The sequence below is a fragment of the Pseudomonas sp. 1L-B-1-E-C1 genome, from assembly GCF_057291835.1.
In genome coordinates this window covers 17,824-32,171 of record NZ_JBXAWN010000012.1, presented here as the reverse complement: position 1 = coordinate 32,171, position 14,348 = coordinate 17,824, and the positions used below count along the sequence as shown (strand labels likewise).

Below are 14,348 nucleotides of genomic sequence, written 5' to 3'. Positions count from 1 at the left end.
CACGCCGGTATCATGAGCAGCCTATCTAATCTGCTGCTCCCGTGGATCGTTACCCATGTCGTCTATATCCGAGCCCCAGCGCCCGCTGGCGGTTACGCTGCAAGTGGTTTCCATCGTCCTTTTCACCTTTATTGGTTACCTGAACATCGGCATTCCGCTCGCCGTGTTGCCGGGCTACGTTCACAGTGACCTTGGTTTCGGTGCGGTGATTGCCGGCCTGGTGATCAGTGTGCAATACCTCGCCACCCTGCTCAGCCGTCCGTATGCCGGCAAGATCATCGACAACCAGGGCAGCAAGCACGCGGTGATGATTGGCCTCGCGGGTTGCGGCTTGAGCGGTGTGTTCATGCTGATTTCCGCGTGGACGCCGAACCTGCCGCTGCTCAGCCTGATCAGCCTGTTGATTGGCCGTCTGGTACTGGGCAGCGCTGAGAGTCTGGTCGGTTCCGGCTCGATTGGTTGGGGCATCGGTCGCGTAGGCGCAGCGAATACCGCGAAAGTGATTTCCTGGAACGGCATCGCCAGTTACGGCGCTCTGGCGATCGGCGCGCCGTTCGGTGTGTGGCTGGTGAGCCGGCTGGGCTTGTGGAGCATGGGCGTGAGCATCATCCTCCTCGCCCTGCTCGGCCTCGCGCTGGCATGGCCGAAGACCGCGGCGCCGATCGTCGCCGGTGAACGTCTGCCGTTCATGCACGTGCTGGGCAAAGTCTTCCCTCACGGCTGCGGACTGGCGCTGGGCTCGATTGGCTTCGGCACCATCGCCACCTTCATCACCCTGTATTACGCAACCCAGCATTGGGACAACGCGGTGCTGTGCCTGAGCCTGTTCGGCGCCAGCTTTATCGGCGCGCGGCTGCTGTTCGGCAACCTGATCAACCGCCTCGGCGGTTTCCGCGTGGCTATCGCCTGCCTGTCGGTGGAAACCTTGGGGCTGTTGCTGTTGTGGATCGCACCGGATGCGCATTGGGCCTTGGCCGGCGCGGCGCTGAGCGGCTTTGGCTTCTCGCTGGTATTCCCGGCACTGGGCGTGGAGGCGGTGAATCTGGTGCCAGCTTCGAGCCGTGGCGCGGCGGTCGGTGCCTATTCACTGTTCATCGACTTGTCGCTGGGGATCACCGGGCCATTGGCCGGGGCAATTGCCGCAGGGTTCGGCTTTGCTTCGATCTTTCTGTTCGCCGCATTTGCGGCGTTGAGCGGGCTTGGTCTGAGCGTCTATCTGTATAGGCACACGGCAAAATACCGCGAGGCTTAAAAATCCACTTTGCCGCGCCCGGCCTTGATGCTGCCGCGCTTGGTTTTCGACTCCAGCCGACGCTTCTTCGAGCCGAGGGTCGGCTTGGTCGGGCGGCGTTTCTTTTCCACTTTGGTGGCGCTGAGAATCAGCTCGACCAGCCGCTCCAGCGCATCGGCGCGGTTGGCTTCCTGGGTGCGATATTGCTGCGCCTTGATGATCAGCACGCCGTCGCTGGTGATACGGCTGTCGCGCAGCGCCAGCAGACGTTCCTTATAAAACTCCGGTAACGATGAGTTGGGAATGTCGAAGCGCAGGTGCATGGCGCTGGAAACCTTGTTGACGTTCTGCCCACCCGCGCCTTGCGCGCGGATGGCGGTCAACTCGATCTCGGCATCCGGCAGATGCACATTGTTGGAAATCACCAGCATGGAAAAGCGTCCGTAATCAGTAAATGCAGGATACGCCATGAGCGTTGTAGGAGCTGCCGAAGGCTGCGATCTTTTGATCTTGATCTTTAAAAACAGATCAAAAGATCGCAGCCTTCGGCAGCTCCTACATGTACCTGTACATAAACAACAAACCCGGCACTCTGGCCGGGTTTGTCGTTTCTGCATGCGCGGTTATTTCGCCGTTGCAGCCACCACTGGCTGCACACTGCGCTTGTTCTTGATCAGGTAGCAGACCCACATGAACACCACCCACACCGGAATCGCGTAGACCGAGATCTGAATCCCCGGAATCAACAGCATCACGCCGAGGATGAACACCACGAACGCCAGGCAGACGAAGTTGCCGTACGGGTACCACAGTGCCTTGAACAGCGGCGTCTGTTTGGTCTGGTTCATGTGCTGGCGGAACTTGAAGTGCGAGTAGCTGATCATCGCCCAGTTGATCACCAGCGTTGCAACCACCAGCGACATCAGCAGTTCCAGCGCATGTTGCGGGATCAGGTAGTTGAGCAGCACCGCAACCAGGGTCACTGCCGCCGAAGCCAGAATCGAACGCACCGGCACGCCGCGCTTGTCGATCTTCGCCAAACCTTTCGGCGCATCGCCCTGCTCGGCCATGCCCAGCAGCATGCGGCTGTTGCAGTAGGTGCCGCTGTTGTACACCGACAACGCGGCGGTCAGTACGACGAAGTTGAGGATGTGCGCGGCGGTATTGCTGCCGAGCATCGAGAACACTTGCACGAACGGGCTGCCGCTGTAGGAATCGCCGGACGCGTTAAGGGTTTCCAGCAGGCTGTCCCACGGCGTCAGCGACAGCAGGATTACCAGCGCGCCGATGTAGAAAATCAGGATGCGGTAGATCACCTGGTTGATCGCTTTCGGGATCACGGTTTTCGGTTTGTCGGCTTCAGCAGCAGTGAAACCGAGCATTTCCAGACCACCGAAGGAGAACATGATGATCGCCATGGCCATGACCAGACCGCTCACGCCGTTGGGGAAGAACCCGCCGTGGGACCACAGGTTGCTCACCGAGGCTTGCGGACCGCCGTGACCGCTGACCAGCAGGTAGCTGCCCAGGGCAATCATGCCGACGATGGCCACGACCTTGATGATCGCAAACCAGAATTCGGCTTCACCGAAGACTTTGACGTTGGCCAGGTTGATCGCGTTGATCAATACAAAGAATGCCGCAGCGGAGGCCCAGGTAGGGATGTCCGGCGCCCAGTAGTGAATGTACTTGCCGACCGCGGTCAGCTCGGACATGCCCACCAGAATGTACAGAATCCAGCAGTTCCAGCCCGAGAGGAAACCGGCGAAACCGCCCCAGTATTTATGCGCGAAATGGCTGAAGGAACCGGCCACCGGCTCTTCGACGATCATTTCGCCGAGCTGGCGCATGATCATGAAGGCGATGAAGCCGCAGATGGCGTAGCCGAGGATCATCGACGGGCCGGCGGATTTCAGTACCCCGGCCGAGCCGAGGAACAATCCGGTACCAATCGCGCCACCGAGGGCGATCAGTTGAATATGGCGATTTTTCAGGCCGCGTTTAAGCTCGCCTGACTGCGAGGGTTGTCCACTCATGAAAAAGGTCTCACGCAAGGTTTGATGATGTTCAGTAGACGTTGCTGCAAGGTTGCGATTTCAGGCAGCCCCGATCAAACCCCAGCGCAGGCACCAGGAGTTCAGCTCATTTACAACGGTCATGCGTCACCTGTTTGTTTTTATCTGTGACGAAATCGAACCCGGCACGCTTGTGGCGCGGCGGAGTGAACAAGGCGGGTAGCCTCGAGATTTTTGCGATTACGCAGAGGGTCACAGTTAAAACGCGGCGCATTGTACACCGCTAACCCCCTGCTGCCAGACCCGCCTGATCAGCGTGTCGGTTGCCGGGATTGCGTGTGTCCGCCTCGACAGTCTCGAGCGGCTGCAAAATATGAGTCAGGCCTTTGCGGGCCATCGACGGGGACGAGGAGAAAACCGTCCCACGGGGAGAAGTGGAAATCAGTCGCGGCGTTCATTGCGCCTCCTTCTTGTTATTCGCCTGCACGACAGGCATGCCGCGCATCACACCTCGCCTGCACAACGGAAACAAGCGCCCCAGAGCCTCGCGCAGCGTCAGATCGAACGGCGTACGGAAGCTTTTCCTTACAAGCGCGCGCAACATGTGAAAGCACCGTATAGACCGCGCCCGATCGTCAGCTTTTCTTTACACCCCGTAACGTAAATTTTCCGAATCAGAAATTTCTGAAGGATGTCTGCATCTAGACGGTAGCTAGCTTGCTATCGAATTCAGTCACCCAGTTTTTTGTGGAATCGGCGGATTGAGGAACTGGGGATTGGCACCAACGAAGGCGTGAAAGATCTGTATGCGCGCAACGCCGGGTTTGAGGAGCGGCACTGTGGGCTGCATCTCGGCCTGGGCGGTGGAGCCAAGGGCAGCCATCACCTGGGCCTGATCTTTTCTGGCGGGGTGTTGGCGCTGGATGACAAGCCGGTGTTTGACGGACGATTCGTGTTCCAGCCTCCGCATGAGCCCTGTAGGAGCTGACGAGTGAAACGAGGCTGCGATCTTTTGATCTTGAAAATCAACATCAAAAGATCGCAGCCTCGTTTCACTCGTCAGCTCCTACGGGTGAGCGCACCGCATATGAGAGCCAGACAAAAAAACGCCAACCCTGAGGTTGGCGTTTTTGCTTCAGCTTGCAGCCTGCTGCTAGAAACTCACAGCTGCCTCACTCCGGTTTTTTGCGACCGAAACCCGGGCGCTGACCGGAGCCGGCCGGTGCGCCGCGACGCTTGCCCGAGGGCTTGTCGCCGTCGACCAGCTTGATCCCCGGACGCTTCGGCGCCGGTTTGGCCGGGCGCTTGTTGGTGGTGTCGGCTGGGCGATCCGCCACTGGCGTACCGCGACCGGCAGGAGCGCCGCGTTCGCCACGCTCGGTACGACCATTGGCCGGACGCGGTGCGCGCTCGCCGTCACGAGCGACTGGCTTGCGACCTGGACGCTCGCCTTCGATCTGCGGCTCGCGGCCCGGGCGTGGCCCGGTCGGTGCGCCAGCGGCTGGACGCAGGGTGCGCACGCGCTCGGTCTTGGCCATCGGCCGCGACGATTTGCGCTGCATGCGCTCGAGCTTGTCCTTGCTCTTGGCGTTCAGTTGCGGCATTGCCACCGGCGTCAGGCCAACTTCGGCGCTGAGCACGTCAACTTCGTACTGGCTCATTTCGCGCCAGCGGCCCATCGGCAGGTCGGAGTTGAGGAACACCGGACCGAAGCGCACACGCTTCAGACGGCTGACCACCAGACCTTGCGATTCCCACAGACGACGCACTTCACGATTACGCCCTTCCATGACCACGCAGTGGTACCAGTGGTTAAAGCCTTCACCGCCCGGCGCCTGTTGAATGTCGGTGAAACGCGCCGGACCGTCTTCCAGCACAACGCCAGCCTTCAGGCGTTCGATCATCTCGTCGTCGACTTCACCGCGTACACGCACAGCGTACTCACGGTCCATCTCGTAGGACGGGTGCATCAGACGGTTGGCCAGCTCACCGTCGGTGGTGAACATCAGCAGACCGGTGGTGTTGATGTCGAGACGGCCAATGTTGATCCAGCGGCCTTCTTTCGGACGCGGCAGCTTGTCGAACACGGTTGGACGGCCTTCCGGGTCGTCACGGGTGCAGATCTCGCCGTCGGGCTTGTTGTACATGATCACGCGACGCACCGATTCGGCGGCCTCTTCGCGCTTGATCACCTTGCCATCGATGGTAATGGCGTCGTGCATGTCGACGCGCAGGCCGAGGGTGGCGTCTTTGCCATTGACCTTGATCCGGCCCTGGCTGATCCAGGCTTCGACGTCACGGCGCGAGCCGACGCCGATACGGGCGAGGACTTTCTGCAGCTTTTCGCCTGCTGGGCCGATTTCCTGGTCGTCTTTCTGATTGATGTCACTCATCTGGGCACCTCCCGGTGTGGTCTGTTCAGGCGGCGCCTGAAGCATTGAAATCTGGGTATTCGGCCGAAGGGATCGGCGAAGGGTCGCGAATCATACGCGGATGTGCGCCGTCGCGCATCAGAGACTAGTCGATCACAGCGAGGTTATTTCTTTTTCCGCCGACCGGCACCGCCGAGTTTGATCAGGCGCAGCGCGGCTTCGGCCAGCACGGTGCGCTTGTCGTCCTTGTCGAGCTTCTTCCAGGCCTTGATCTCGCGCTTGCTGCGGCCACAGCCGAGGCAGATGTCGTCGGAGAATTTGCAGAGGCTGATGCAGGGGTCTTTTGTCGAACTCATTTGATATTCCTGGTTCACGCTAAACCCTGTGGGAGCGAGCTTGCTCGCGAAGGCGGCATGTCAGATACATCATCTTTGAATGACACCCCGTTTTCGCGAGCAAGCTCGCTCCCACAGGGGAAGTCATTGTTCACCGGATTTCGGTCAGTCGTCGAACTCGCGCCGTTCGGCTTCGATCGCCTCGGCCAGTGCGCGGGCTTCGGCTTCTTCTTCGCTGAGTTCCGCTTCCGGCTGTTCGAGGGCGGCGACAGCGGCCAGGAGTTTTTCCCGGGCTTCGGCGACGCCTAAAATGTCTTCTTCCGGTTCGGCGTCGGGCGCGGCTTCAAGTTCAACTTCCACCTCAACTTCCACGACCGGCTCAGTAATCTCAGGCTCGGACACCGGCGCTTCGCCATCCACCGCATCACGCAGCAAGTCGTCGAAGTCGGTCTTGATCCCATCTTCCATACTGTCCAGCTCCAGCAACAACGAATGGAAACTGGTTTCTTCCTTTTCCTCCTCCGGCTCGGCGCTGGCGTCGGCCAGTTCCTGCAGACTCTGCGGCACCGGCGCGTCGTCGAAGTCGAGCACCGGTTCGGCTTCCATTTCGCGCAATTCGGCCAGCGGCGGCAGGTCTTCGAGGTTTTTCAGGTTGAAGTGATCGAGAAACGCCTTGGTCGTGGCGAACATCGCCGGTTTGCCCGGCACGTCGCGGTAGCCGACGACGCGAATCCACTCACGCTCGAGCAAGGTCTTGACGATGTTGCTGTTGACCGCGACTCCACGCACGTCTTCGATCTCGCCACGGGTGATCGGTTGGCGATAGGCGATCAGCGCGATGGTTTCCAGCAAGGCGCGGGAATAGCGCTGTGGGCGCTCCTCCCAGAGTCGGCCGACCCACGGCGAAAACTTCTCGCGGATCTGCAAACGATAGCCTGACGAGACTTCCTTGAGCTCGAACGCGCGACCCTCGCAGGACTTGCCGAGCAGGGTCAGGGCTTTCTTGAAGACCGCCGGCTCCGGCCGCTCGCCTTCTTCGAACAGTTCAAACAGGCGCTCGAGGGATTGCGGCTTTCCCGAGGCCAACAGAAAGGCTTCAAGCAGGGGCGCCAGCTCGCGGGGTTCAGTCAGGTTCATGTATGGACTCGTTATTCGGCTCGGGCTCGGACGTGGATCGCGGCGAACGGCTCATTCTGCACCAGCTCGACCAAGGATTCCTTGACCAGTTCAAGGATCGCCATAAAGGTCACCACCACACCCAGGCGCCCCTCTTCGGCGGTGAACAGCTCGACAAACGGCACGAAGCCGCCGCCCTTGAGTCGTTCCAGCACATCGCTCATGCGCTCGCGGGTGGACAGCGCCTCGCGGCTGACCTGGTGGCTTTCGAACATGTCGCCACGGCGCAGCACTTCGGCCATGCACATCAGGATTTCTTCCAGCGCGACATCGGGCAACAGCTTGCGTGCCCGCGCTTCCGGGGCGTCGAGCTTGGGCACGATCACATCGCGGCCGACCCGGCTCAAGCCGTCGATGCCTTCGGCGGCAGCCTTGAAGCGCTCATATTCCTGCAAGCGGCGGATCAGTTCGGCGCGCGGGTCGTCTTCTTCGTCTTCGACGGTTTCGGCGCGCGGCAGGAGCATGCGCGACTTGATCTCGGCGAGCATCGCCGCCATCACCAGATACTCGGCGGCCAGTTCCAGGCGCACCGACTGCATCAACTCGACATAGCCCATGTACTGGCGGGTGATTTCCGCCACCGGGATGTCGAGGATATTGATGTTCTGTTTGCGGATCAGGTACAGCAGCAGGTCGAGCGGGCCTTCGAAGGCTTCGAGAAAGACTTCCAGTGCATCCGGCGGGATGTACAGGTCCAGCGGCATTTCCATGACCGCCTGGCCATAGACCATGGCAAACGGCAGTTCCTGCTGGGCGCCGGCCTGGGGATCGACCACGGTTTCCACTGCGGACATTCAGGCCTCGACCATGAACGGCGTCGGATCGCCGCAACCGACGCGGACCACTTCCGGGTCGTCGCCGGTCAGGTCAATCACCGTCGAGGCTTTGATGCCGCCGAAACCGCCGTCGATGATCAGATCGACCTGGTGCTCAAGCAACTGGCGCATTTCGTACGGATCGCTCAACGGATCTTCGTCACCAGGCATGATCAGCGTCACGCTCATCAGTGGCTCGCCGAGCTCGGCCAACAACGCCAGCGCAATCGGATGGCTGGGCACGCGCAGGCCGATGGTGCGTTTCTTCGGATGCAACAACAGGCGCGGTACTTCGCGGGTAGCGTTGAGAATAAACGTGTAAGGCCCCGGCAGATGCGCCTTGAGAATGCGGAAGGTGCCGGTGTCGATCTTGGCGTAGTTGCCCAGTTGCGACAGGTCGCTGCAGATCAGCGCGAAGTTGTGCTTTTCATCGAGCTGGCGCAGACGTCGCACACGCTCGATGGCGGTCTTGTCGCCGATCTGGCAACCGATGGCGTAGGACGAGTCCGTGGGATAAATCACCACCCCGCCCTTGCGGATGATCTCGACGGCCTGTTTGATCAGGCGCGCTTGCGGGTTTTCCGGATGTATCTGGAAAAATTGACTCACATTTTCTACCTGTTCAGACGGCGGCAATATCTGTGTCATGTTTGAACCGACACCACAGGGGTGGAAGGTCCTCGGGAACCGGCCGGTACTGGCCGATCTCGGACCAGCCGCCAGGGCCATGGAAGTCACTGCCGGCGCTGACCAGCAGACCGAACTCGCGGGCAAGGATTGCCAGGCTGCCGACCTGTTCTGCGGGCTGATGGCCATTGACCACCTCGATCGCATGCCCGCCTGCTTGAATATAGTCGGCAATCAGCTTTCGGCGTTTGCTACGAGTGAAATCGTAGTGCCAGGGATGCGCCAGGCTGACCCAGGCACCAGCGGCGCGCAGGGTGCCAACGGTGTCTTCCAGGGTCGGCCAGTGCAGCTTGACGTCGCCGAGTTTGCCGGCGCCGAGCCATTTGCGAAACGCCTCGGCGCGATCCTTTACATACCCTTCACGCACCATCCAGTCGGCGAAATGCGGCCGGGCCGGCGCATTGCCGCTGTCGCCCAGTTCCTGCTGGACTTGCCGGGCGCCATCGAGGGCATCGGGCATGCCCTTGAGAGCGAGTTTGCGGCTTATTTCTTCCGACCGCAGCCAACGGCCATCGTGCAATTTCGCGATCGCTTCGACCAATGGTGCGGCGTTGACGTCGAAACCGTAGCCCAACACATGAATGGTTGCCCCGCCCCAGGTGCAGGACAATTCGACGCCGTTGACCAGTTGCATGCCCAACTCTGTGGCCGCCGTCCGCGCTTCGGCGAGGCCTTCGAGGGTGTCGTGGTCGGTCAACGCCAGGACTCGCACGCCGTTTTCGAACGCACGCGCAACCAGAACCGCAGGCGCCAGGGCGCCGTCGGAGGCCGTGCTGTGGCAGTGCAAATCAACATTCACGGGGAGTTGTAACCTCAAATCAGCTGGCGCTATCGCGCGCCCGTATGTTTGTTATTATGCCGCCACATCCAGCTTCTGGCTCTCACTGTGAAACAATTCATCGATTTCATCCCGCTTCTGCTGTTCTTCATCGTTTACAAACTTGATCCACGGGTCGTCGACATCGCCGGCCAGCAAGTGACTGTAGGCGGTATCTACAGCGCCACGGCGATGCTGATCATCAGCTCCCTGGTGGTGTATGGCGCGCTGTTCATCAAACAGCGCAAGCTGGAAAAGAGCCAATGGCTGACGCTGATCGCCTGCCTGGTATTCGGCAGCCTGACGCTGGCCTTTCACAGCGAAACCTTCCTGAAATGGAAAGCGCCAGTGGTCAACTGGCTGTTCGCTGCCGCTTTCATCGGCAGCCATTTCATCGGTGATCGCCTGCTGATCAAGCGAATCATGGGCCACGCGCTGACCCTGCCTGACCCAGTCTGGACGCGCCTGAACATCGCCTGGATCGGCTTCTTTCTGTTCTGCGGTGCGGCCAACCTGTTCGTCGCTTTCACCTTCCAGAGCATCTGGGTCGACTTCAAGGTGTTCGGCAGCCTGGGCATGACCGTGCTGTTCCTGGTCGCACAGGGCATCTACCTGTCGCGCCACTTGCATGACACCGATACCACAACGCCAAAAACCGAGGACTGACATGCTCTACGCCATCATTGCCACCGACGTTGCCAACTCGCTCGAAGCCCGCCTGTCTGCGCGCCCGGCGCATCTGGAACGCCTGCAAGCGCTCAAGGGCGAAGGCCGCATCGTGCTGGCCGGCCCACACCCGGCCGTCGACAGCAATGATCCGGGTGCAGCGGGTTTCACCGGCAGCCTGATCGTCGCCGAGTTCGATTCGCTGAGCGCCGCCCAGGCCTGGGCCGACGCCGATCCGTACATTGCCGCTGGCGTCTATGCCAACGTGATCGTCAAGCCGTTCAAGCAAGTCCTGCCTTAAGTCCTTCCACGCGATGAACCTTCGCGGTTCATCGCGCTCTCAATCGCTCATTATTCTCGTTTGCCTGCCGACAACCTGCCCAATATCCATTTGTAAACAGGTGTCGCGATGCGCAAGGGTCCGTTGTGTCTGATGTTGCTCACGTTGTCGATCATGGCCCCCGCCCATGGTGAGGAAACCACCGAAAGCGGCAGCTCCACGCCATTGTCATTGAGCGCCGGCAGCCAGATCACCGAGCTGCAACAGCGCCTCAAGGCCAGTGAACAGCAGCGCGAAGAACTGAACAAACAACTGCAGAACGCCGACAACACCCGCGAAAGCGCCCAGCTCGCCCGGTTGCGCCAGGAGAACCAGCGTCTGAAGCTGCAACTCAAGGAAGCCCAGGCCAGCCCGTTGCCGCGTTTGCTGACCGATCAACAGCAATGGTTCGTCACTGGCGCCGGGGTAGCGCTATTGGCGCTGCTCTGCGGTATCTTTGCCAGCGGTGCAAGCCGAAAACGTCGGCAATGGCTAAATTGAGTGAGTCATGAGCGAGCTGTTATTGATTGATGATGACCAGGAGTTGTGCGAACTCCTGAGTAGCTGGTTGAGCCAGGAAGGCTTCCAGGTGCGCGCCTGCCACGACGGCCAGAGCGCGCGCAAGGCGTTGGCCGAAACTGCCCCGGCGGCGGTGGTGCTGGACGTGATGCTGCCCGACGGCAGCGGTCTGGAACTGCTCAAGCAATTGCGCAACGACCACGCCGACCTGCCGGTGCTGATGCTGTCAGCGCGTGGCGAACCGCTGGACCGCATCCTCGGCCTCGAACTGGGCGCCGACGATTACCTGGCCAAACCCTGCGACCCCCGCGAACTGACCGCGCGCCTGCGCGCCGTGTTGCGCCGCAGCCATCCCGCCGCTGTGTCAACGCAACTTGAGCTGGGTGATCTGAGTTTCAGCCCGGTGCGCGGTGTGGTCAGCATCGACGAAAAAGAGCTGACCCTGACCGTCTCCGAAAGCCGCCTGCTCGAAGCCCTGCTCAAGCAACCTGGCGAGCCGCTGGACAAACAGGAACTGGCGCAACTGGCCCTCGGCCGCAAGCTGACCCTGTACGACCGCAGTCTCGACATGCACGTCAGCAACCTGCGCAAGAAAATCGGCCCCCACCCCGACGGCCGCCCGCGCATCGTTGCGCTGCGTAGTCGGGGTTATTACTACAGTCTATAGACCTGCGCCTTGTAGGAGTGAGCCGCACGCAATGGCGGTGTGTCAGTCAACACATTCTTGTCTGGCACACCGCCATCGCGAGCAGGCTCACTCCTACAGAGGGGTATCTGATCGTTTCCACGCTCTGTAGGGAATGCAGCCGTCGGTGGCTTTGCAGTGGTTAATCGGGCATCGAACGAATAATGTCGGCCAAATCGTCCTTGGTTATCTCGTTGGCCTTAATGGCAGCGGCAATGTCTTTTTTGGAAAGTGGAAACCGCTTGAAAATTTCTTTCAAAGTATCTGCATCAACATTTGCCAGCCAGAGCGGATCAATGAAAGAACCGCCATACTCAGGCTTCATCGGTACTTCTTCATGGGCAATCGTACCCTTATGGTTGAGATACACCACATAACGATCATGCCCTTCAGGAAAGCTTTTATCGTGATATAGCGTAGTACCCTGCGGCAGCACGTAGTAATTCTCGTCGCCGTTTTGACCCTCGATCAGCAACGGTTCTTTAGTTTTAATCATCTTCATATCGTGCCCCTTCCCATTATCATCAAAAATCAGAAAAGCCAAAAAAATCGCATTGACGGTTAAAGCTGCTGCCGCCAGGCATAAGCCGAGTCGCTTATTTGTAAATGTTTTTCTTATCATAGGGTGCCTCGGCATTTGCTTCGAGCATGGCTTGCAAGTCCGCAGGCATGAAGATCCCATCCTGCGGACTATTTTGCGTACGCGCGGCCTGCCGTTCGATGAAAGAAAGACCTCGCATTTCGTTATATTTCGAAGGGTTGTACAAAATTGACTTACCTGAAATTTTTGCTCCTGCAATCGTCACTGTTGTGCAGTTATTCGTAGTCGGGTGATAGTTTGAAGGAAGGACATAACGTGCTGACGAAGCTGTTTTTCTCCTCTGCTCTTTTTGCTGAGCGATAACAGCATCGAAATGAGCGATCACAGCCTCAGCCTTTGCGTTATCCAAAAAATAAACAAAACCTGTCGTCGTACGCCCTAAGCTATTTTCACCAGAGATATAAGCCTTGAAAGAAGTCCAGACATTCAGAACGCCCTCACCCTCGCTATCAAACGTACCCCATGTCTTACCATAACGGCCAAAGTCGTAAGTGATATCTTTGCTACCGACCACTACATGTAAAGCTGCGTGTCCGAAAGGATGCTCTTCTTTATCGCGAGTGTAAGGGCCTCCCACCAGTATTTCCATATAGGCACCGGATACGACTACCTGGTTGGTCTTCGTTGTTTTCCCTGACACACCTGTGTTCTTTGCTGACTGTGTTGTGCTAGTAGATTGAGTGGGCTGAACCATTAAAGATGTTCCGTATCTTCAAGTTTCGGAAACTTTATGCTGCAACTTCCCCTGGGAACATTTGCAACATGCACAAAGCCATTTTCGTCAAGCAAGCCTGTCAACAAGGTGCCATCGGGGAGCGTCAATTCATACGCCTCGTTGGCGATAGGCTCATCTCTTTCGTTGAGCAACTGAAACTCAACGAAAGTCTTTTCTTTCAAAAATTGCGAGAAGAAGCTAATGGGAGCGCCACCACCAGACTCACCTACGAAGGTGTCGGGCGATCCAGCAGTAATCGTCGCTCCGCATGCCGTCAGGGAGCCAACATGGGCAACTTCTTTCCCCAAACCGAAAACATGGGGAGCGCCAGTCGTGATGGGATTGCTGCCGTGAATTGGGCAAGAGTAAATATCCCCAACCAAAGCCACGGGCATCGAATTCACAAAAATAGGACTTGATCCAGTCGTGATATTTCCGCCGTGACTCCCTGAATCTCCGAGCCTTGCGACCGGCTTTCCTGCCATCGTTTTTCTCCTTTGAATTTCACGATAAGCAGATGTTACCTCAAACTCCTCAACGATCACTGTGCCCGTCCTTTCGCATCAACACCCTGCAGGGCGACTCTCAATTCAATGCGTATCTTCCTCAACTGCAAATCAGAAAGATCGCAGCCTTCAGCTCCTCCCACATTGCTTCGCGGGTCATTCACATCAGTGCTTGTCAGTTCGGGCACGAAGCGTCTTTACCGAAGCTTTACGCTGCGCTGACAGCCGCTGACCTTGATCTGCGTAATCTGCACTCATCCGGAACGTACCGGGAACGAGACAAGGAGATACACCATGCGCAAGACTCTTATCGCTCTGATGTTCGCTGCCGCTCTGCCAACCGTGGCCATGGCCATGCCGCAGGATGGCGGTCCGCTGGATGGCCCGCGCCACGGCGGTCAGATGCACGGCGGCATGCACGGCAAAGGTCCGTACAGTCAGCTCGACCTGACCCGCGAACAGCGCGAGCAGATTCGCAAGATCATGGGCGAGCAGATGCATGAGCGTAAGCAGGTGGTCGACAAGTACCTGGAAAAACTCTCGCCGGCCGACCAGAAAGCCATGAAGGACGAGATCGCGGCCAACCACAAGAAAGCCGAATCCGATGTCCGCGCACTGCTGAAACCTGAGCAACAGAAGCAGTTCGACGAGATCCAGAAAAAACGCGCCGAACGCCGCGCCGAATGGGCCGAGTTCAAGGCCTGGAAAGCGCAGCAGGCACAAAAGGCGCAATAATGGCTTGACCCTGGGCCCGACGACTCACCTCGTCGGGCCTGTTTTCACCGATCCAATTGTAGGAGTGAGCCTGCTCGCGATAGCGGTGTGTCAGACAAGCATCAATTGACTGACACACCGCTACCGCGAGCAGGCTCACTCCTACAGTTTGAAT

At 58.8% G+C, this 14,348-nt stretch carries 18 protein-coding genes and 1 pseudogene; 7 read left to right on the top strand and 12 right to left on the bottom strand.

Going from position 1 to position 14,348, the window contains the following annotated elements:
• Positions 1 to 64 precede the first annotated feature (64 nt).
• On the top strand, positions 65 to 1,252 hold the full coding sequence (locus AC0Z4S_RS20610) for an MFS transporter (protein WP_485624508.1): 1,188 nt from the start codon (positions 65 to 67) through the stop codon (positions 1,250 to 1,252).
• Here AC0Z4S_RS20610 and arfB read toward each other — a convergent pair.
• The 3 genes from arfB to AC0Z4S_RS20595 all read right to left on the bottom strand — a co-directional run bounded on the left by arfB (position 1,249) and on the right by AC0Z4S_RS20595 (position 3,850).
• On the bottom strand, positions 1,249 to 1,662 hold the full coding sequence (arfB, locus tag AC0Z4S_RS20605; RefSeq protein ID WP_016771119.1) for an alternative ribosome rescue aminoacyl-tRNA hydrolase ArfB: 414 nt from the start codon (positions 1,660 to 1,662) through the stop codon (positions 1,249 to 1,251). The genes AC0Z4S_RS20610 and arfB overlap by 4 nt on opposite strands.
• Positions 1,663 to 1,854: 192 nt before the next feature.
• The gene (locus AC0Z4S_RS20600) at positions 1,855 to 3,267 is read right to left on the bottom strand and encodes an amino acid permease (RefSeq protein ID WP_485624403.1); all 1,413 of its coding nucleotides are present in this window, start codon (positions 3,265 to 3,267) and stop codon (positions 1,855 to 1,857) included.
• Between the two features lie 433 nt (positions 3,268 to 3,700).
• The gene (locus AC0Z4S_RS20595; protein WP_485624402.1) at positions 3,701 to 3,850 is read right to left on the bottom strand and encodes a hypothetical protein; all 150 of its coding nucleotides are present in this window, start codon (positions 3,848 to 3,850) and stop codon (positions 3,701 to 3,703) included.
• Between the two features lie 147 nt (positions 3,851 to 3,997).
• Between AC0Z4S_RS20595 and AC0Z4S_RS20590 the strand changes: the two are divergent.
• Positions 3,998 to 4,234: pseudogene (locus AC0Z4S_RS20590) on the top strand (hypothetical protein); the annotation flags it as partial.
• 184 nt (positions 4,235 to 4,418) lie between these two features.
• On the opposite strand, the gene rluB reads toward AC0Z4S_RS20590, so the two are convergent.
• From rluB to AC0Z4S_RS20560, 6 genes are all read right to left on the bottom strand, one after another.
• Entirely contained in the window at positions 4,419 to 5,639 is a 1,221-nt protein-coding gene (rluB, locus tag AC0Z4S_RS20585; RefSeq protein ID WP_039761212.1) for a 23S rRNA pseudouridine(2605) synthase RluB, read from the bottom strand.
• 143 nt (positions 5,640 to 5,782) lie between these two features.
• Complete coding sequence (locus AC0Z4S_RS20580; protein WP_016771121.1) at positions 5,783 to 5,974, bottom strand: DUF1289 domain-containing protein; 192 nt, start codon at positions 5,972 to 5,974, stop codon at positions 5,783 to 5,785.
• 144 nt (positions 5,975 to 6,118) lie between these two features.
• On the bottom strand, positions 6,119 to 7,090 hold the full coding sequence (scpB, locus tag AC0Z4S_RS20575) for an SMC-Scp complex subunit ScpB (protein WP_485624401.1): 972 nt from the start codon (positions 7,088 to 7,090) through the stop codon (positions 6,119 to 6,121).
• Between the two features lie 11 nt (positions 7,091 to 7,101).
• Entirely contained in the window at positions 7,102 to 7,800 is a 699-nt protein-coding gene (locus AC0Z4S_RS20570; RefSeq protein WP_172828192.1) for a segregation and condensation protein A, read from the bottom strand.
• A gap of 123 nt (positions 7,801 to 7,923) precedes the next feature.
• Positions 7,924 to 8,553, bottom strand: a complete 630-nt coding sequence (locus AC0Z4S_RS20565; protein ID WP_016771124.1) for an L-threonylcarbamoyladenylate synthase — start codon at positions 8,551 to 8,553, stop codon at positions 7,924 to 7,926.
• 13 nt (positions 8,554 to 8,566) lie between these two features.
• Positions 8,567 to 9,430, bottom strand: coding sequence for a PHP domain-containing protein (locus tag AC0Z4S_RS20560; protein ID WP_485624400.1), 864 nt, complete (start codon positions 9,428 to 9,430; stop codon positions 8,567 to 8,569).
• A gap of 87 nt (positions 9,431 to 9,517) precedes the next feature.
• Between AC0Z4S_RS20560 and AC0Z4S_RS20555 the strand changes: the two genes are divergently transcribed.
• From AC0Z4S_RS20555 to AC0Z4S_RS20540, 4 genes are all read left to right on the top strand, one after another.
• Complete coding sequence (locus tag AC0Z4S_RS20555; RefSeq protein WP_101158611.1) at positions 9,518 to 10,114, top strand: septation protein A; 597 nt, start codon at positions 9,518 to 9,520, stop codon at positions 10,112 to 10,114.
• A 1-nt stretch (position 10,115) separates the two neighbouring features.
• Positions 10,116 to 10,415: a YciI family protein gene (locus AC0Z4S_RS20550; protein WP_016771127.1), complete on the top strand. Its 300-nt coding sequence runs from the start codon at positions 10,116 to 10,118 to the stop codon at positions 10,413 to 10,415.
• A gap of 108 nt (positions 10,416 to 10,523) precedes the next feature.
• Positions 10,524 to 10,934, top strand: a complete 411-nt coding sequence (locus AC0Z4S_RS20545; RefSeq protein WP_016771128.1) for an SH3 domain-containing protein — start codon at positions 10,524 to 10,526, stop codon at positions 10,932 to 10,934.
• Between the two features lie 7 nt (positions 10,935 to 10,941).
• Positions 10,942 to 11,619, top strand: coding sequence for a response regulator transcription factor (locus AC0Z4S_RS20540; protein ID WP_016771129.1), 678 nt, complete (start codon positions 10,942 to 10,944; stop codon positions 11,617 to 11,619).
• 160 nt (positions 11,620 to 11,779) lie between these two features.
• On the opposite strand, the gene AC0Z4S_RS20535 is transcribed toward AC0Z4S_RS20540, so the two are convergent.
• Genes AC0Z4S_RS20535 through AC0Z4S_RS20525 form a run of 3 tightly spaced genes read right to left on the bottom strand, consistent with a single transcriptional unit; the run spans position 11,780 to position 13,498 of the window.
• Complete coding sequence (locus tag AC0Z4S_RS20535) at positions 11,780 to 12,259, bottom strand: hypothetical protein (protein ID WP_485624399.1); 480 nt, start codon at positions 12,257 to 12,259, stop codon at positions 11,780 to 11,782.
• Positions 12,234 to 12,932, bottom strand: coding sequence for a hypothetical protein (locus tag AC0Z4S_RS20530; RefSeq protein ID WP_485624398.1), 699 nt, complete (start codon positions 12,930 to 12,932; stop codon positions 12,234 to 12,236). The genes AC0Z4S_RS20535 and AC0Z4S_RS20530 overlap by 26 nt, the downstream gene beginning before the upstream one ends.
• On the bottom strand, positions 12,932 to 13,498 hold the full coding sequence (locus AC0Z4S_RS20525) for a PAAR domain-containing protein (RefSeq protein WP_485624397.1): 567 nt from the start codon (positions 13,496 to 13,498) through the stop codon (positions 12,932 to 12,934). Before AC0Z4S_RS20525 ends, AC0Z4S_RS20530 begins: the two co-directional genes overlap by 1 nt.
• A gap of 255 nt (positions 13,499 to 13,753) precedes the next feature.
• Here AC0Z4S_RS20525 and AC0Z4S_RS20520 point away from each other — a divergent pair, with 255 nt between their 5' ends.
• Entirely contained in the window at positions 13,754 to 14,194 is a 441-nt protein-coding gene (locus tag AC0Z4S_RS20520; RefSeq protein ID WP_150742442.1) for a Spy/CpxP family protein refolding chaperone, read from the top strand.
• Positions 14,195 to 14,348: the final 154 nt, after the last annotated feature.